We start from the raw sequence: 18974 nt of genomic DNA on the forward strand, positions 1-18974 counted from the left end.
GGAGGCCTTATGTCAGGCATACACACTCATACCGGCATTGTTGCCCCATTAGATGCGGCGAACGTCGATACCGATGCGATTATCCCTAAACAGTTTTTGCAAAAAGTCACCCGTACAGGCTTTGGTCAGCACCTGTTTCACGATTGGCGCTTTTTAGACGATGCGGGTAAACAGCCGAACCCCGAGTTTGTGCTCAATCAAGCGCGTTACCAAGGGGCGAGCGTGTTACTCACCCGCGAAAACTTTGGCTGTGGCTCGTCACGCGAACATGCTCCTTGGGCGCTGGATGATTACGGTTTTAAAGTGATTATCGCCCCCAGTTTTGCCGATATTTTCTATGGCAACTGCATTAATAACCAAATGGTGCCAGTGACACTTGAAGAAGGCCAAATCGATGCTCTATTTACGTATGTGGCCGAAAATGAAGGCGCGACGGTAACGCTAGATTTGCCCGCCCAAACCATCCGTGCCGGTGAACACTGCTTTAGCTTCCAGATGGATGATTTTCGCCGTCATTGCTTGTTGGAAGGATTAGATAGCATTGGCCTCACGCTTCAGCACGACGCTGAGATCTCGCGCTTTGAGCAAAACATTCCCGCCTTTTTGGCATAACACAACACTTTAACCACTAAAACGCTGCTCAAGCAGCGTTTTTTTATGGCCATGAAAGCAAACATGGCGCAAGCTGGTCTAGGATATAAACAAGATACGCTCGCGATTGAGGAAGCGGTATGCGAACACGGATCACGCTCATTTTTTGGTTACTCGTTGCTTTTCCAGCCTTGGCCGCCCCGAAAGCCGATTATTGGGCAATGTGGGATGCGCACAACCCCGCCAGCCAAGCCACGTTTACCCATCACAGCTGGCAAGTATTACTCGATAAATATTTACAGCCTCAAGGACAGCACACCTTATTTAACTACGCAGCCGTCACCGAGGCCGATAAAGCGACTCTCGATCATTACATTAGCATGCTCACCGCGCGCGACCCGCGCACCTTGACCAAAGACGAACAATACGCGTACTGGGTTAATCTCTACAATTCAGTCACCGTAAAGCTAATTTTGGATGCGTATCCAGTCCGTTCGATCACCAAACTCGGTGGCCTGTTTAGCTTTGGACCTTGGGATGATGAGGTGGTCACGGTGGCAGGAGAGCCGCTTACCTTGAATGATATTGAGCACCGTATTCTGCGCCCGCTCTGGCAAGATCCGCGTACCCATTATGCGGTCAATTGTGCCAGCCTTGGCTGTCCGAACCTACAGCCACAAGCCTTTCAAGCCGACACCTTAGAGGCACAATTAGAACAAGCCGCCTATACCTTTATTAACAGTGATAAAGGCGTGAGTCAGCAAGGCGGTCAGTGGCAGCTTTCTTCTATCTATGAGTGGTTTGAGGCCGATTTTGGCGGCAGTGAACAAGGAGTAATCACCCATATCAATCAATACCGCGATATCAAACTTCCCGAGGATGCACGCTTAGACTATGACTACGACTGGGCGCTTAACCGAACCGCTGACTAAAAGGCTTGGTTAACCCTAAGCCAATCAGTACAATGGCTTCGTACTCATTGGGGAGCCTCTTGGCTGAGATTGCGCACCGCGCTAAACCCATCGAACCTGATCCAGCTAACACTGGCGTAGGGATTGAGACTTGATGATGTCATCAACCAGCCTCAACACCCACGCCCAACTTAGGAGCGTGCTGTGAAAGTCATTACGTCTGTTTTAACCGTACTTTCTTTGTCTCTGTTATCGCTTGGCGCCCGCGCCGCCGACCCGCTGACTGTCTATACCTACGACTCGTTTATCGCCGATTGGGGCGCAGGGCCAAAAATTAAAGCCGCCTTCGAGAAACGCTGTAATTGTAAGGTCGAGTTTGTGTCCCTTGAAGACGGCGCAGCCTTGCTAAACCGCATGCGGATTGAAGGCAGTAACACCAGCGCCGATATCGTGTTGGGTATAGACACCAATTTAATGAAAGAAGCGGAGCGGAGCGGCATTGTCGCCGAGCACGCGGTGAATACGGAGCGCCTACAGGTACCCGGCGGTTGGGATAATCCCTACTTTATCCCCTACGATTACGGCTACTTTGCCTTCGTGTACGACACCACGCGCCTGCTCGATCCGCCCAAGAGCTTGAAAGCCTTGATTGAAGATCGTGATGACATCAGTGTGATTTACCAAGATCCCCGTGTCTCCACCGTTGGCCAAGGCTTAATGCTTTGGATCCAGAAAGTCTACGGCGATAAAAGCCAGCAAGCATGGCGTGATCTCGCGGATAACACCATTACCGTGACCAAAGGCTGGACCGAAGCGTACAACATGTTCCTGAACAAGGAAGCGGACATGGTGCTCTCTTACACCACATCACCGGCTTACCATTTGGTTGCCGATGATGATGACCGCTTTGCCGCCGCGACGTTTGAAGAGGGCCACTATATGCAGATTGAAGTGGCCGCAAAATCAGCCTACACCGACCAGCCAGAACTGGCCGATGCGTTTTTGCAGTTTATGCTCAGCGATGAAGCGCAGTCGATCATTCCCCTTACGCAATGGATGTACCCTGTTACTGATATCACGTTACCGGATGCCTTCTATACCTTGAGTAAGCCAGAAAAAAGCTTGATTTATCAACCCGATGAAGTGATGGGCAACCGTCAACAATGGGTGCGTGACTGGCAAACGGCGTTGGTTGAATAATCGTCATGCTCAACCCTTCACGCACTTGGCCGGGCAGTCTCGCGGCCAGTCTCGTCGTGCTTTTAATTGGCAGCGCTCTTTGGGCGCTGTTCTCTCACAGCCAAGATCTTAACCTTCAGGCACTATGGCAAGATGCCTACCTTCGTCACGTCACCGTATTTAGCTTCAAGCAAGCCATTTTATCAGTGATCCTCAGTGTGGGATTGGCGATTCCTGTTGCCCACGCCCTGTCGCGTCGCGAGTTTGCGGGTAAGCGTTGGTTGTTGAAACTGTTTGCCATGACCTTAGTGCTGCCTGTGCTGATTGGGGTATTTGGCTTGGTAGCCATTTTTGGTCGCAGCGGATTGCTCGCCGACACCCTACAACATTTTGATCTTTCTATGCCATTTTCCATTTATGGATTGAGCGGCATTTTGCTGGCACACGTGTTTTTCAACTTACCATTTTCCGCCCAGATCATGGTGCAAGCACTCGAGGGGATCCCCGCCGATCAACGCCGCTTAGCGACTCAATTGGGCTTAGGTGGCTGGCAGCGTTTTCGTCACCTTGAATGGCCTTATCTTCGCCAAAGTTTGCCCCATATCGTCGGGCTGGTGTTTATGCTCTGCTTTACCAGTTTTGCCACCGTCATGGCGCTTGGAGGCGGCCCCAAAGCCACCACCATAGAGTTGGCCATTTACCAAGCCATTCGCTTTGACTTTGATTTGCAAACCGGCGCGGCATTAGCGCTGTGGCAGATGATGCTGTGCGGCACCATTGCGTTTGTAGTGCAAACATTCACACGCGCGGTGCCGAATACACCCAGTGAAGTATTACCATTGCCGCATGCCCTCGATAGCCGAGCGGCGAAATGCTGGGATCTGCTCTGGATAACCTTGGTCTTGCTTCTCGTATTGCCGCCACTGGGTGTAGTGCTGTATCGCGGGCTCAACCCGAGTGCGCTCACTGTCCTTGCCGATACAGCGTTATGGCAAGCCACCATGCACTCATTGTGGGTGGCCACCGGCGCGAGCGCCATTGCATTTGTGTTGGCAATTGCAGTGATCTTAGCCAGTCGTCACTGGCGATTTCATGGTCAAAAAAAACGAGCCGATGGTATTGAAACGCTGGGGGCCATGATTTTGGTCGTGCCAAGTATCGTATTAAGCACTGGACTGTTTTTGCTGTTTCGCCAATTTAGCGATGTCTTTAGCCTCGCCTTGTGGTTGGTGATGGGGGTCAATGCGCTGATGGCCTTACCGTATTTGATTAAGGTGCTCAGTGCCCCTGCCTATCAAGTGGCGCAATCTTATCATGCACTCTGTGCCACCCTAGGCGTGCGCGGGGTTACCCGCTTGCGCTTAATTGAATGGCAGTGCTTACGCCGCCCAATAGCACGTGGCCTCGCGGTCAGTTTTGTCCTCTCGATGGGCGATCTCAGCGCCATCTCTTTATTTGGTAGCCAACACTTTCAAACACTGCCTTTGTATCTATTTCGTCTGATGGGCAGTTATCAAATGGATGCGGGCGCCGCGGCGGCCATGCTGTTATTAGCGACCAGTTTAGGCAGCTACGCTCTGATCATCCGCCTCGTCCAATGGAGACACGCATGCTAACCCTTTCCAATATCACGTATCGCTACCAGCAAGCGTGGATGCACTTCGACGCCCACATTGCGCCGGGAGAGATTGTTGCTGTACTCGGCCCAAGCGGCGCAGGGAAAAGTACCTTACTCTCTCTGATTGCAGGATTAATTGCTCCTGATAGTGGCGAGATTTTGATTGCAGGTAAGCCAGTCACTACCGCGCCGGCTCACCAGCGCCCACTCTCCATCCTGTTTCAAGAGCATAATGTCTTCACCCACTTATCGGTGTTTGACAACATGGCGATTGGACTTTCGCCTTCACTCAAGCTCAGTCACGCACAAAAAGAGAGCGTGAGAAGCGCCGCGGATGCGGTGGGGCTGACACCTTATTTAGATCGTTTACCCGGCGCATTGTCCGGCGGGCAGCGCCAGCGGATTGCACTCGGACGAAGTATTGCACGTCAACAGCCTCTGTTATTACTTGATGAGCCTTTTTCAGCCCTTGATCCTGCGTTGAAAAAAGACATGTTAGCCTTGGTGAAACGGACCGCCCACGCGCAAGGTACAACCGTTTTGATGGTGACCCATCACCCCGACGATGCGAAAGCCATTGCCTCACGTTTTCTTTACGTCGATGAGGGCCAGATTGCCTTGTCTCGCCCCGTCGCTGACCTGAATGCGCCCCCACCGGCGATGCATCGTTATATGGGCATGATGGAATCCCCCTAATAGATGGCGCCTCCTCGTTTGGCTTCTATACTGACAACAGGAATAGACCCTTTTAAGGAGGCGCTTTGTGCCCGCCAGTAGCATTCAGATACTCGACTCTATCGTCGATTTCACGGCCAAAACTGAAGTTGATGCGATTACCAAGAGCCTACTGACGTCGATCCTTGAGCTAACGCCTGTCAGTGAAGTGGTGTTACTCGATTACTGTTCTGGACTCAATCCCCCTTTTACGGTGCTGGGTACCAATGACAACAGCGCCTTTCAGCAAGAAAATATCGAACAAGTGGATGCGCTGCTGGAAGACTGCCTCGAGAGCCAAAAGGTCACCGTGCATCAGGCGCACGATCACACCTTGGTTGCCGTCCCTATCTATTACGAAAAAGACGAAGACATTCGCGGTGTCTTATGTGGCCGCGCCGAGCAATTAAACGAGGAACAGCTTGCTCTGGTGTCTGGCCTCATTCACATCTATGAGAACTATCAACAAATCATTATGGCCAGCGAGCGAGACAGCTTTACCGGTCTATTCAATCGCAAGGTGCTGACCAAGAAATTGGACCTGATTAGTGATCGCTTAGCGCAAGCGCCCGCGGCGATGGACAGCGATTTGGATCAGGCGAGTTATCCTTGGATTTGTATTTTTGATGTCGACCATTTCAAGCAAATTAATGATAACTTTGGCCATGTCTTTGGCGATGAAGTCATTTTGTTGCTCGCGTCTTTAATGCGACAAACCTTTTCTGTCGAAGACACCCTGTTTCGCTACGGCGGGGATGAATTTGTGGTGTTACTTCACCCTTGCACACGCGCTATGGCTGAGCAAAAAGCCAATACCTTTATTGCCAATGTCAACGCACGCGACTTTGGCGCAGCGGAAACCGTGACCATTTCCATGGGCGCAACGCGTATCGATAAAGCGCATCAAAGCACCAGTACCTTATTGGGTAATGCGGATCAGGCGCTTTATCACGCCAAGCAAAACGGTCGCAATCAAGTGGCTTTCTACGAAGGATTGCTGGAAAACGGCATCATCAAAACCTTTGTTGCCGCCGACGATGTCGAGCTGTTTTAACGCAAGGAAAACACGGCGGCTGAGCCGCCGGTTCGGTTAAAGGTTTTCTTCGGCAAACTCGGCAAGACGGCTGCGTACTACCCCATTGAGGTATACGCACGCACTGCCCTCGAAATTTTTAAATCGCTCGACAATGTAAGTCAGCCCAGAGGTAACCGGTGTGAGGTAGGGGGAGTCGATTTGCGCTAAGTTGCCTGAGCAAACCAGTTTAGTCCCTTCACCACAGCGGGTGATAATGGTCTTCAGTTGCGAGGCAGTCAGGTTCTGGCACTCATCCAAGATCACAAACGCGTTTTGAATCGAGCGACCACGCATAAAGTTAATCGACTTAAACTGTAAGTTGGCTTTCTCCATGATGTAACGCATCGAGCCATCCGTGCATTCATCATTCATGTGCAGCGCTTCTAACGTATCGGTCACCGCTCCCAGCCAAGGCAGCATTTTTTCCTCTTCCGTACCCGGCAAATAACCGATCGATTCACCAATATCCGGGGTGTTGCGGGTGACGATGATCTTGTCATACATTCCCTTTTCCACCACCTGTTCTAGCGCGGCGGCCATCGCCAGAATGGTTTTCCCGCACCCTGCCGGTCCGGTCAAAATGGTTAAATCAATGGTCGGGTCCAGCAACGCGTCCATCGCCATGCCTTGGTAGATATTTTTCGGCTTCACATCCCAAGCACTGCGGTGCATGAGTCGCTCGCGACTAAGGTCTTTAATAATCGCTTTTTCACCATTGATGGCTTGAATGCGTGCCGCGAAATCATCGCTTTCATCCAACAGGTACTGGTTAACGAACGGTGTTTCCAGTAATTCAGACGGTAAAGTGTGGAGGGTATCTGAACCATACGCTTGGCTATCACATTCCCCGACTTTGTCCCAAAAACTGCCCTCAAAGGTATGAAACCCTTTGGTCAGCAATCGCACATCGTCAATCAATTGATCCGTGCGATAGTCTTCCACATACATCACTCCCGCGCCTTTAGCGCGCAGTCGCATATTAATATCTTTGGTCACCAATACGACTTTACGTGGTGAGCGTTTGGTTTGTAGATATAGCACCGCATTTAAAATTCGGTTATCGCCAGCCTTGTCAGCAAAGGCGTGTACCGTTTCTTTAATTTCAAAGTCGGCCAGTATCGATACGGTTCCCGTCGCATCGCCTTTGCCAACAGCAATGCCCTCGCCGATTTCATCGGGGGTCGCTTCTTTAAAGATATCTTCCAACGCTCGAATCGCGACACGCGCATCTCGTGAGACATCACGCTTGCTGTCTTTGATGCGGTCAAGCTCTTCGAGGACGGTCATGGGGATCACAACATCGTGTTCTTGGAAGGAGTAAATAGCGAAGGGTTCGTGGAGGAGAATATTGGTATCCAATACAAACAGCTTCCGGTCGGCGTCGCCCATAGGCACCTCCTGTGTCGGCAGTTCACTGTCGGTGACAGCGCTTAAGTTAAGCGTAGACCTGGCATTGGGAATTCCCAATCTATTTCGCTGCGCCACGTCACGCTTTTATCTTTGCCGCTCAATAATGACGTTTGTGTGTCAGCGTGACCTTTGCGGGGATTCGTTGAGTTTCATCGTGACGCTCCTCACAAGTTCGAGTACTATTGGCGGCCAATTTTTTCAGTGCCACACTGAATAGCACAGTATTTAAACGGCGCCGCTGTCGCGGGGCTGCGTCTTCGACAATCGAGTTAATTCAGAGGTTTTCCCCTATGTCATTTGCGCTTGGACAACGTTGGATCAGTGATACGGAGCATGATCTAGGATTGGGCACCGTGGTGTCTGTTGACGGCCGTACCGTGACCCTAATGTTTCCTGCTAGTGATGAAACACGGCTGTATGCCAGCCACGATGCACCCGTTACCCGAGTGATGTTCAACCCGGGCGATGAGGTGGAAAGCCATGAAGGCTGGACCATGACAGTCTCGCGTGTTGAGGAAAACGACGGGGTATTAACCTATATCGGTACACGCAATGATACCGGCGAAGACGAGGTGTCACTGCGCGAAATCTTGCTCAGTCACCAGATTCGTTTTAACAAACCGCAAGACAAGCTGTTTGCTGGCCAACTTGATCGCATGGATCGCTTTGCCCTGCGTTATCGCGCCCTGACCAATCAACACCAACAACTCCGTAGCCCGCTGCGGGGGTTAACCGGCATGCGTGCTGGTCTGATCCCTCATCAGCTTTACATTGCTCATGAAGTCGGTCGCCGTCATGCGCCACGCGTACTGCTTGCCGATGAAGTGGGCTTGGGTAAAACCATTGAAGCGGGCATGATTATCCACCAGCAGGTGCTGGCAGGTCGCGCTGAGCGGGTCTTGATTGTGGTGCCCGAAACCTTGCAGCACCAATGGTTGGTCGAGATGATGCGCCGCTTTAATCTGCACTTCTCGATTTTTGACGAAGAGCGCTGTGTGGAGGCCCTAGCGGATGCCTACAACCCCTTTGATACCCAACAATTGGTCCTGTGTTCGCTGGAGTTTTTGCGTAAAAATCGCCGTCGTGTCGAACAAGTCTGTGAGACCCACTGGGATCTGCTAGTGGTCGATGAGGCGCATCACCTCTCATGGGCACCAGACGCCCCTAGCCGCGAATACCAAATCATTGAGAGCATCGCCGAGCATACACCGGGCGTGTTGCTACTTACCGCTACACCGGAACAACTTGGCCAACAAAGCCACTTTGCCCGCTTGCGTCTGCTCGACCCCGATCGCTTCTACGATTACGACGCCTTTGTGGAAGAGGCAGCGCAATACGCGCCAGTGGCGGAAGCGGTTGAAGCTTTGCTTGCCGATGCGCCCCTGAGTGATGCGGCACAACATAGCATCCGCACCTTGCTCCAAAGCGACGATTTGGAGCAGCGCTTGACCCTCATCCACAGTGATGATGAGTCGACTCAGCGCGACGCTCGCCAACAGTTAATTGACGATCTCATGGACCGCCACGGCACCGGCCGTGTTCTCTTCCGTAATACTCGTGCAGCGATCAGTGGTTTTCCAACCAGAAAGCTGCACATGCATGCGCTTGCCTTGCCCAAACAGTATCAAACGGCCATGCGCGTTGCCGAGATGATGGGCGGCCGTCTTGCTGGGGAGCAAAAGGCGGTACAAAACCTCTACCCTGAAGATATTTATCAACAGTTTGAAGGGGACAGTGCCAGCTGGTGGGGCTTTGATCCGCGCATCGATTGGTTGCTCGATTACCTGAAAACGCACCGTAATGACAAAGTCCTGATCATTTGTTCACGGGCGCAAACCGCCTTGACCTTAGAGCAGGCGCTGCGTGAGCGCGAAGGCATTCGTGGCACTGTGTTCCACGAAGGCATGTCGATTGTCGAGCGAGACAAAGCCGCGGCTTACTTTGCCCAAGAGGAAGGGGGCGCGCAGGTGTTGATCTGCTCGGAGATCGGCTCAGAAGGCCGGAACTTCCAGTTTGCGCATCAGTTGGTGATGTTCGACTTACCCATGAACCCAGACCTTTTGGAGCAGCGTATCGGTCGTCTTGACCGTATCGGCCAGCAACAAGATATTGCCATTCACGTCCCCTATCTTGAAGGCACCGCGCAAACTATTTTGGCACGCTGGTATCACGAAGGTCTCGACGCGTTTGAAGATACCTGCCCAACCGGTCGTGCGGTGTTCGAGCAATACGGCGAGACCTTACTGACCCTGCTGGCCGCGAACCAACAAGACGACGCCCTCACCACGCTGATCGAAGACAGCGCTGCCATGAACCAGCGTCTCAAAGCAGAAATGGAGCAAGGTCGCGATAAACTGTTAGAAATGCATTCACATGGTGGGGACGCAGCGAAACAGTTAGCACAAACGATTGCCGACCAAGATGGCGATACTGGCTTGGTCACCTTTACCTTGGGGCTGTTTGATACCATCGGCGTCAACCAAGATGACAAAGGGGAAAATGCGCTGGTAGTCACGCCATCAGAACATATGATGGTTCCGAGTTATCCGGGCCTCCCCACCGATGGCTGCACCATCACCTTTGATCGCGATACGGCGCTCAGTCGCGAAGACGTCCAATTTGTCTCGTGGGAGCACCCTATCGTGCGTGGCGGTATCGACTTGCTACTGAGCGAAAACATCGGCACCACCGCAGTCTCTTTGCTCAAAAACAAAGCGCTGCCGGTGGGTACCTTGTTCCTTGAACTCATCTATGTGGTGGACGCCCAAGCGCCAAAATCAAGCGGGATTCATCGCTTCTTACCGCAAACGCCGGTACGTGTCTTGCTGGATGCGAATGGCAACGATTTATCCGCCAATGTGGAGTTTGAAGGTTTCCATCGCCAGTTAAGCCCCGTCAATCGCCATTTGGGCAGCAAAATGGTTAACTCGGTACAAAGCCAAGTTCACCGCTTGATTGAAAAAAGTGAGCCTTTAGCTGAAAAAGCACTGGGTGAGATTCAAACCCGTGCCCACCAAGAAATGGAAAGCGAGCTGACCCAAGCTTTGGCGCGTTTAGAGGCACTCAAAACCGTCAACCCCAATATCCGTGATGATGAGTTGGATGCCCTACGCGAGCAAATCAGCACCCTTTCACATCACATTCAACACGCGCAGATTGAATTAGACGCCTTGCGTCTAATTGTGGTCAGTCATCAATAATTTAGCGTTAGGCGGGGCCAGCCGGCCCCGATGTATCCTATGGCAATGACAGAATACCATCCTCCCACCGAGCCTTGGCTTGATATTCTTTATCAAGATGCGGATTTGGTGGTGATCAATAAACCCAGCGGTTTGCTGGCCAATCCTGGCCGCGATCCGGCCCACTACGATAGTGCGTGGTCACGGGTGAAAGACGCCTTCCCCGAGGCAGAGCTGGTCCATCGCTTAGATATGTCGACGTCTGGAGTGATGGCCTTTGCCGCCCACAAAGAGGCTGAGCGAAACCTTAAGGCCCAGTTCCGAGATCGTATTCCGACCAAGCTTTACTACGCCGAAGTCTGGGGGCATCCTGCTGATCATGAGGGGCAGATCGATTTACCGCTAATTTGTGATTGGCCTAACCGCCCGCGCCAAAAGGTCTGCTTTGAGCATGGGAAACCATCGCAAACGCACTATCGCTGTTTACACACCTTCCCTAAGACCAGTTTGATGGCCTTGTACCCACTGACTGGACGCTCGCACCAGCTTCGTGTGCACATGCAATCGTTGGGACATAGCATCGTTGGCGATGAGTTTTATGCCTCTCCCGAGGCACTCGACTATGCCCCTCGCCTTCATTTGCATGCGGCCGAGCTGAGTTTATTACATCCAACTACCGGCGACGTCCTGCATTTTCACGCCCCCTGTGAGTTTTATACCACGATGCCCGCCAATCGCCTTGCCGATGAGTATCAGTTGGCCTCACCTAGCGCGACCTAGCACACCGAATTGCCCTCGTGGTCGCTGAAACGATTGCACAATGTGACGATATTTCGCACCCTAGAGCCATGGATTGAGACACGGAGATCAACATGGCTCAGCGTACCCCCACCAATATCGTCTTTCTCGACCGTAACACCATTCCAGCCCATATTGTGCTGCCCACACCTCGCTCGCCCCATCACTGGCAAGCCTATGGTGAAACACAGCCTGATGAGGTCGTGGCACGTTTGCAAGAGGCCGAGGTCGCTATCACCAATAAAGTGGTCATCGATGAGGCGGTGCTCGCCTCCTGTCCTAATCTCAAACTGATTGCGGTCGCTGCGACTGGCGTCAACAATGTGGATTTAGCAGCATGCCGCGCGCGTGGTGTGCAAGTCTGTAACGTCCAAGGTTATGCCTCTCAATCGGTACCTGAACACGTCATCGCACTGATCTTCGCACTTAAACGTCAATTACTCGGCTACCACCACGATGTTCAACACGGCGCATGGCAACAGCATGGTCAGTTTTGCTTTTTTACTCACCCAATCGGCAGCGTTGCGGGCAGTAAATTGGGGATTATCGGTAAAGGGGTTTTAGGCGAGGCGGTTGCACGTTTAGCGCGCGCAGTCGGCATGACCGTCATGTTTGCGGAGCACCGCGGAGCCACCGATTGCCGGGAGGGTTATGTACCCTTTGATGAGGTGATCAGTCGTGCCGATATCCTCTCGTTGCACTGCCCGTTAAATCCGACCACAGAAGCCTTGATTAACCGTGATGTCCTCACCCGCATGCCAAACCATGCCTTATTGATCAATACAGGGCGTGGCGGGTTAGTTGATGAAAGCGCGCTCCTCGACGCCCTCAAAACCGGTCAAATTGGTGGCGCCGGACTAGATGTGCTGAGTGAAGAGCCAGCCCCCAATGATCACCCGCTTATCACCGCATCACTGCCGAATTTAATCGTCACCCCCCATATCGCATGGGGAGCGGATGAAGCAGTGAATCGGCTCAGCCAGCAACTGATAGATAACATTGATGGCTACCTGCAAGGCACACCACAGCACCCCTTAATTAACACGGCCGCCCGCTAAATATCGCGGGCTTTTTTAATCACATCGTAAGCTTTTTGAATTTCTTGCGCTTTTTCTTTCGCCAATTCCATCATCTCAGGGGGTAACCCTTTGGCCATCAGCTTGTCAGGATGATGTTCATTCATCAACTTACGGTAAGCTTTCTTCAATTCCTGAGCAGAAGCTGAGGCATCCACGCCGAGTACTTCATAGGCATCATCCACCTCACGTTGACGCGGTGGTGCTCCCGCCCCCCCCGTGTGCTGGTGCCAATCTCCTTGGTAACCTTGGCTAAATCGAAACGCGGCTTCTTGCATACGCAGACGCTGCTCAAGTTGCTGCGCGGAAAAGCCCAATCCCTCCGCAATAATATACAGTAACTCACGCTCTTTCGGATGCAGCTCTCCGTCCGCAAACGCCGCTTGTACCTGCACTTCAAGGAAAAAGCTAAGCAGATCGCGCCGCCCTTGGCTTAACGCCCGGATCCCATTCAAAGTCTCTTGGAGCGGGAAATCACCGCCTTTTCCTTCTCGAAAAGCGTCTTGCGCGGATTGCCTCGCCGCCCCATGCAACTGCATGCGATCCATAATTAAGCTGGCTAGACGAATCTCTTCCTGTGTGACTTGCCCCTTGGCCTTTGCCACATGCCCCATCACAGCAAAGGTGCCATGAAAAAAGACGCGTTGCGCCTCGGCACCTTGAGCACCGAAACCGCCGCCAAAACCGCCCAGTGAAGCGCGTTGCTTGGCTTTATCAAACTGATGACCTAAGAACAGGCCAAGAAAAAAACCGAATGGGCCTCCCAGTAAAATGCCGAGAAAAGCGCCAATTACCTTGCCATATAGTTGCATGCCATGGTCTCATTGCTGGTTTCACACCCTGCACATTTACAGGTGATGCCGGGCGTAAATTGATTTATGATAATCGCATTTTGCAGCCAAAGCATACTGATGCGTTGCCTTCGTGTACACCACGCTATCAGATAAAACAGGAATGTCTTCTTCAATGTCACCGACTGCACGCAGCTTTTTAGCCACCATGATTAGCCTGGCGCTCTATGGCCCAGCGCTTGCGTTTGCCAATACGGACTCCGCCGACACACCTTGCCCAGACAGCGAGGCGCGCTGTATTCCAGCAAGTGAACAAACGCAAGATGTGAACAACGCCCCGATTCGCGTTGTAGCTGATCGTGCCGAAGCCCAATCCAACGAAAAAGCCATTTACAGCGGCAACGTTGAGGTTACCCAAGGGCATCGTAAAATGACCGCGGACACCGCTACGCTGCGCGATCCTGAGCGTATTGTCACCGCCCAAGGCGATGTGGTCTTCAATGATGGGCAAATGATGGTGACCTCAGATTACCTGCAGGCCAACCTTGATACGGAAGACACCACACTCAATAACGCACAGTACAAAATGCTGTGTACACCGGGGCGCGGTGAAGCCAAACGGGTATTTAAAAACGGAACTACCTTCTATGAAATGGAAGACGGTACCTTTACCACCTGTCCAGATGAAGATAAAAGCTGGCGCTTTTCGGCTTCTAAAATAGAAAAAGAAGAAGACAGTCTGTTCGCCGACTTGTATCACCCCAAATTTGAGGTGATTAATGTGCCCGTCTTTTACCTGCCTTATTTGCGTGTACCGGTCGAGGATGGGCGCTTAACGGGTTTTCTCTATCCATCCGTGTCGTGGAGTGATCGGGACGGGGTTGAGCTAGAAACCCCATTTTATTGGAATATTCACCCACAACTTGATGCCACTATCACGCCGAAGTATATGTCGGAGCGTGGCGTTCAGCTTAACACCAATATTCGTTATTTAGCCCCATTTGGCAGCGGCTCGTTATATTCCGAGTACCTTCCTGACGACCAGCTCAATCCAGAACTGGATGAGCGTTGGGGCTTTAACTGGAAACACAGTGGTGTTCAAGGTCACTGGCGCTATGAGGCCGATTACAGCAAAGTCAGTGATATTGCTTATTTTCAAAGTATCGACTCCGATGTGGGTAAGCGGGAAGACAACACCTTGCTACAAACCGGCGAAATCAGCTATCGCGGGTTAGATTGGAATAGCACGGTACGTGTCCGAGATTTCCAAGCACTGACTGAGAATACCAGTGTCTATCGCCTCATGCCGCAGGTTGACCTCAATTACTATGCGCCGCAAACCTTGGGCTGGGCAGATATTAGTTTGCCCGCACAACTGAGCGTGTTTGCCAGTGATGACCCGAACAAACCTGAAGCCACCCGGACCCATTTGGCGCCGACCTTAAGCATTCCCTTCACGCGTCCTTGGTTTAGCGCCACCGCCGAAGCCAGCATGCTCTACACTCACTACGATCAGCGCTTTAATAACGCCTCACCCGATGCGGAGTCGACCGCCAAACTGAGTAAGTCAGTCGAGCGGAAGATCCCCACATTGCGGTTACACTCAGGACTGGTACTTGAGCGTAATTTCTGGGCGATGGGGAACAACTTTAGTCAAACCCTTGAGCCACAAGTGCAGTACTTGTATATCAAGGATGTCAATCAAAGTGATATCTATAACCCGGTGAACTACAACGGGGGCGGCTATGATACTGCGCGCTTACAAACCGATTACTATGGCCTATTCCGCGGTAATCAGTTCAGTAGTATCGACTTTATCAACCCCGCTAACCAACTCACCTACGGGGCAACCACACGCTTTTACGACAGCGGTTATAAAGAGCGCTTTAACCTGTCGTTTGGTCAAATCTATTATTTTGATCGCTCCTCGGATGAAGATGTGGATGCGTTCGACTATTCCGCGTGGGCGCTCGAAGGGGAAGCCAATTTCAACGACAACTTCTTTGTTCGCGGCTCCATGCAGTACGACAGCAACTTAAGTGAGTTGCAATTCGGTAATGCGATTGCGGAATACCGTCAGGATGGCTTTTACGCGCAAACCAGCTATCGTTACGTGGCGCAGGAGTACATAGTATCGACCTTGCCAAACCGAGATATCAGCAAGCTAACGGACGATGGATTGTCGCAAGCAGGTGTCGTGACAGGCTTCCCACTTTGGAACGGGCTGAGCTTTAAAGGGCAATACTGGCGCGATCTGACCCAAGATGTCATGCTGGAAAACCAGTTTAGCCTGACTTACCGTTCTGACTGCTGGGTCATTGGGCTGAGCTACAATGAGTACTTGCTCTCGCGCTCTAACATCAACAGCGATCCTGAATACGACAACAACGTCACCCTCTCGTTTAGTCTGCTGGGTCTCGGCGCACAAAGCGGTTTCAACTTCAGTACAGACTCAGGAAACGCCCTTGGCTACCGCGATCCTTTTGCGCTGAAGAACTAACACGGCACACTGTGGTCTGGACAGTAGAACGATTTTTAAAGAAGTGGACAAAGCATGAACAAATGGAGTCACGCCCTCATCACTGGCGTTTTAGTGTTGCTTACACCTTTTTCCCACGCAGCACCCAAAGAGCTGGATCGCGTGGTCGCTGTAGTTAACGACGGGGTCGTGCTGAACAGTGATATGGAAGCCATGCGTCGCACCGTGACGCTGAACGCACAACAAAATGAGCGTCAACTGCCACCAGCCTCCGTGCTGGAAGAGCAAATGCGCGAACGCTTAATTGTCGAAGAGCTGCAATTACAAGAAGCGAAGCGTTTAGGCATTCAAATTGACGATAGCCAGCTACAACAGGCAATTACTAATATCGCCAAAGAACAGTCGCTGAGCCTTGATGAGCTGCGTAAACAAGTTAGCGCGCAAGGCACCTCTTGGGCGCAATACCGCGAACAAGTGCGCCGCGAGCTGACCATTTCAGAAGCACGCAATGCCCAAGTGCGTCGTCGGATCAGCATTTTGCCTCAAGAAGTCGAATCCTTGGCCAAGCAGCTGAACGAACAACAACTGCAAAAAGTGCGCTACAAGCTGTCTCATATCCAACTAAAGCTGGATGATGACGCGGATAAAGCCACTCGCGAAGCCGTGAAAAAGCAAGCATTTGAGCTTGTCGACAAACTGCGTCACGGTGGAAAAGTTGCCGATTTGGCCATGGCATACTCGAAAGGACCGAAAGCGCTCGACGGGGGAGATTGGGGCTGGCTCCGTTTAGAGGAAATGCCGACCATCTTTGCCGACCAGATCAGTAACCAAGGGAAAGATGCCATTATTGGCCCCTTCCGCAGTGGTGTGGGCTACCATATTCTTAAAATCACCGATGTAGAAGGACTCGAGACCGTCGCGGTGACTGAGGTTAAAGCGCGTCATATTTTGATTAAGCCATCGATTGTCCTTAGTGATAAAGGCGCACAAAAAGAGCTGAATGACATCATCGCCCAGATCAAACGGGGTGATCAGAGTTTTGCCGATTTAGCTAAACAGTACAGTGATGACCCTGGCTCGGCAGTCAATGGGGGTGACTTAGGCTGGTCAACCACAGATGTCTATGTCCCTGCCTTTAAAGCCAAAGTGGATGCCCTTCCACAAGGCCAGATCAGCGAGCCATTCAAAACGGTACATGGCTGGCATATTGTTGAAGTCACCGACCGTCGCGAAGTGGATAAAACCGATGCAGCGGTTAAAAACCGAGCCTATCGTATGCTGTTTAACCGCAAGTTTAACGAAGAAGCACAAGCATGGTTGCAAGAGTTACGCGCCGGTGCGTACGTCGAGGTACTCGGCGATGACCGTTAAGCGTATTGCCATCACCCCAGGAGAACCTGCGGGGATTGGCCCTGATTTAATTTTAGCGATGGCACAGCATCCTTGGCCACACCAACTGGTGGTGGTGGCCAATCGAGACATGTTGGCAGCGCGCGCCAAAACACTTGGCCTATCAGTGACGCTTGAGCACTACGACACCACGCAGCCAGCCACGCCACACCAAGCCGGTACGCTGATTGTCGAGGATATATCACTCGGCGCGCCTGTAGTGGCGGGCCGCTTAGATGAAGCCAATGGCCGCTACGTGCTTGAGACACTGACACGCGCCGCTGAAGGGAATCTCAACGGCGAATTTGCTGCCATTGTCACTGGCCCCGTTCACAAAGGCATTATCAACCGTGCTGGTGTTTCATTTAGCGGTCATACGGAGTTTTTTGCCCAACACGCAAACGTCAATCAGGTCGTGATGATGCTTGCCACTGAAGGCTTGCGTGTCGCACTCGTGACTACCCATATCCCGCTCGCCTACGTCGCCAAAGCGATCACCCGAGAGCGTCTGCATGATGTGATTGCGATTTTGCATCAAGACTTGCAAGAGAAATTCGCCATCAAGCAGCCGCGTATTTATATCTGTGGTCTCAACCCGCACGCTGGGGAAGACGGCTGTCTTGGTCGCGAAGAAATTGACATCATTGAACCTGCGCTCGACGAGTTACGCGAGCAAGGGATGGACTTGGTCGGACCGCTCCCTGCTGATACGCTTTTCCAAGAGAAATATCTGCAAGATGCCGATGCTGTACTGGCGATGTATCACGACCAAGGCTTACCTGTGTTAAAATTCAAAGGATTTGGGCGCTCAGTGAATATCACTTTGGGTCTCCCTTTTATCAGAACATCAGTAGATCATGGTACCGCACTGGATTTAGCAGGTACTGGTACGGCGGATACAGGAAGCCTGCGGACGGCCATCTCCCACGCCATTGAATTAGTAGATAGCAAAGCATGAGCGATAAAGTCCACCAAGGCCACCGCGCCAGAAAACGTTTCGGACAAAACTTCCTAAACGACCCTTACATCATTGACGGCATTGTTTCGGCCATCAATCCGCAATCCGGTGAAAATCTGGTTGAGATTGGTCCGGGACTGGGCGCGTTGACTGAGCCTGTCACCGAGCAAGTGGATCATTTAAACGTGGTCGAGCTTGACCGCGATCTTGCCGCTCGCCTGCGTAGTCACCCATTTATGGCCAGCAAGTTAACCGTTCACGAAGCGGATGCGATGCAGTTTGATTTTGCCGAGCTTGCCAAGCAAGGGCCTTTGCGGATTTTCGGTAATCTGCCTTATAACGTCTCGACCCCTTTGATGTTCCATCTGTTTTCATTTGCAGGCCATGTGCAAGACATGCACTTTATGTTGCAAAAGGAAGTGGTAAACCGCTTGGCGGCGGGTCCAGGAACCAAAGCGTACGGCCGATTGACCGTTATGGCGCAATATTACTGTCAGGTCATTCCGGTACTAGAAGTCCCACCCAGCGCGTTTAAACCTGCGCCTAAAGTGGACTCGGCTGTGGTGCGTCTGGTCCCACACAAAACGTTGCCGCACCCTGCAACGAGCATGCAATGGTTAGAGCGCGTTTGTCGTGAGGGCTTCAACCAACGCCGTAAAACCATACGTAACGGTTTCAAATCCTTGGTGAGTGTGGACACACTGACTGAGCTCGGTATTGACCCTAGTTTGCGTCCGGAACATTTGACGCTGGCACAGTTTGTCAGTTTGGCAAACTGGCTGGACGCCAACCATCAACAATAAACA

15 protein-coding genes and 1 riboswitch are annotated in these 18974 nt (G+C 51.9%); of the genes, 13 read left to right on the plus strand and 2 right to left on the minus strand.

Annotation, left to right across the window (positions count from 1 at the left end; genetic code table 11):
* The first annotated feature begins 9 nt into the window (after positions 1–9).
* From leuD to BZG84_RS07895, 6 genes are all read left to right on the plus strand, one after another.
* Entirely contained in the window at positions 10–612 is a 603-nt protein-coding gene (gene leuD, locus BZG84_RS07870) for a 3-isopropylmalate dehydratase small subunit (RefSeq protein ID WP_069590982.1), read from the plus strand.
* 119 nt (positions 613–731) lie between these two features.
* Positions 732–1523, plus strand: coding sequence for a DUF547 domain-containing protein (locus BZG84_RS07875; protein ID WP_077481293.1), 792 nt, complete (start codon positions 732–734; stop codon positions 1521–1523).
* Positions 1524–1561: 38 nt separating this feature from the next.
* Positions 1562–1663, plus strand: a riboswitch (TPP riboswitch).
* Positions 1664–1715: 52 nt separating this feature from the next.
* Positions 1716–2702, plus strand: coding sequence for a thiamine ABC transporter substrate binding subunit (gene thiB, locus BZG84_RS07880; protein ID WP_077481309.1), 987 nt, complete (start codon positions 1716–1718; stop codon positions 2700–2702).
* 5 nt (positions 2703–2707) lie between these two features.
* Positions 2708–4297: a thiamine/thiamine pyrophosphate ABC transporter permease gene (thiP, locus tag BZG84_RS07885; RefSeq protein WP_077481295.1), complete on the plus strand. Its 1590-nt coding sequence runs from the start codon at positions 2708–2710 to the stop codon at positions 4295–4297.
* The gene (gene thiQ, locus BZG84_RS07890; RefSeq protein ID WP_077481297.1) at positions 4291–4995 is read left to right on the plus strand and encodes a thiamine ABC transporter ATP-binding protein; all 705 of its coding nucleotides are present in this window, start codon (positions 4291–4293) and stop codon (positions 4993–4995) included. Before thiP ends, thiQ begins: the two co-directional genes overlap by 7 nt.
* Before the next feature lie 67 nt (positions 4996–5062).
* A complete protein-coding gene (locus tag BZG84_RS07895; RefSeq protein ID WP_077481299.1) occupies positions 5063–6067 on the plus strand; it encodes a GGDEF domain-containing protein in 1005 nt (334 codons plus the stop codon).
* A 36-nt stretch (positions 6068–6103) separates the two neighbouring features.
* On the opposite strand, the gene BZG84_RS07900 is transcribed toward BZG84_RS07895, so the two are convergent.
* Positions 6104–7477 carry a PhoH family protein gene (locus BZG84_RS07900; RefSeq protein WP_077481301.1) on the minus strand — a complete coding sequence of 458 codons (1374 nt, stop codon included), beginning with the start codon at positions 7475–7477 and terminating at the stop codon, positions 6104–6106.
* 311 nt (positions 7478–7788) lie between these two features.
* Here BZG84_RS07900 and rapA point away from each other — a divergent pair, with 311 nt between their 5' ends.
* The 3 genes from rapA to BZG84_RS07915 all read left to right on the plus strand — a co-directional run bounded on the left by rapA (position 7789) and on the right by BZG84_RS07915 (position 12533).
* The gene (gene rapA / locus BZG84_RS07905) at positions 7789–10698 is read left to right on the plus strand and encodes an RNA polymerase-associated protein RapA (RefSeq protein ID WP_077481303.1); all 2910 of its coding nucleotides are present in this window, start codon (positions 7789–7791) and stop codon (positions 10696–10698) included.
* A 39-nt stretch (positions 10699–10737) separates the two neighbouring features.
* A complete protein-coding gene (gene rluA / locus BZG84_RS07910; RefSeq protein ID WP_077481305.1) occupies positions 10738–11457 on the plus strand; it encodes a bifunctional tRNA pseudouridine(32) synthase/23S rRNA pseudouridine(746) synthase RluA in 720 nt (239 codons plus the stop codon).
* Positions 11458–11543: 86 nt separating this feature from the next.
* On the plus strand, positions 11544–12533 hold the full coding sequence (locus BZG84_RS07915) for a D-2-hydroxyacid dehydrogenase (RefSeq protein WP_443216377.1): 990 nt from the start codon (positions 11544–11546) through the stop codon (positions 12531–12533).
* Here BZG84_RS07915 and djlA read toward each other — a convergent pair.
* Positions 12530–13363 carry a co-chaperone DjlA gene (gene djlA, locus BZG84_RS07920; RefSeq protein ID WP_077481307.1) on the minus strand — a complete coding sequence of 278 codons (834 nt, stop codon included), beginning with the start codon at positions 13361–13363 and terminating at the stop codon, positions 12530–12532. The two genes, BZG84_RS07915 and djlA, sit on opposite strands and share 4 nt — an antisense overlap.
* A gap of 154 nt (positions 13364–13517) precedes the next feature.
* On the opposite strand from djlA, the gene lptD reads away from it, so the two are divergent.
* The 4 genes from lptD to rsmA are packed head-to-tail and all read left to right on the plus strand — an operon-like array spanning position 13518 to position 18971.
* Entirely contained in the window at positions 13518–15842 is a 2325-nt protein-coding gene (lptD, locus tag BZG84_RS07925) for an LPS assembly protein LptD (protein ID WP_077678127.1), read from the plus strand.
* A gap of 54 nt (positions 15843–15896) precedes the next feature.
* Positions 15897–17192, plus strand: a complete 1296-nt coding sequence (surA, locus tag BZG84_RS07930; protein WP_077481631.1) for a peptidylprolyl isomerase SurA — start codon at positions 15897–15899, stop codon at positions 17190–17192.
* Positions 17182–18168 (plus strand): 4-hydroxythreonine-4-phosphate dehydrogenase PdxA, encoded by a 987-nt coding sequence (pdxA, locus tag BZG84_RS07935; RefSeq protein ID WP_077481629.1) that lies wholly within the window; start codon positions 17182–17184, stop codon positions 18166–18168. Before surA ends, pdxA begins: the two co-directional genes overlap by 11 nt.
* Positions 18165–18971 carry a 16S rRNA (adenine(1518)-N(6)/adenine(1519)-N(6))-dimethyltransferase RsmA gene (rsmA, locus tag BZG84_RS07940; protein WP_077481627.1) on the plus strand — a complete coding sequence of 269 codons (807 nt, stop codon included), beginning with the start codon at positions 18165–18167 and terminating at the stop codon, positions 18969–18971. The genes pdxA and rsmA overlap by 4 nt, the downstream gene beginning before the upstream one ends.
* The last annotated feature ends 3 nt before the right edge of the window (positions 18972–18974 follow it).

The organism is Salinivibrio sp. PR932 (assembly GCF_001996125.1).
Classification (GTDB): domain Bacteria; phylum Pseudomonadota; class Gammaproteobacteria; order Enterobacterales; family Vibrionaceae; genus Salinivibrio; species Salinivibrio proteolyticus.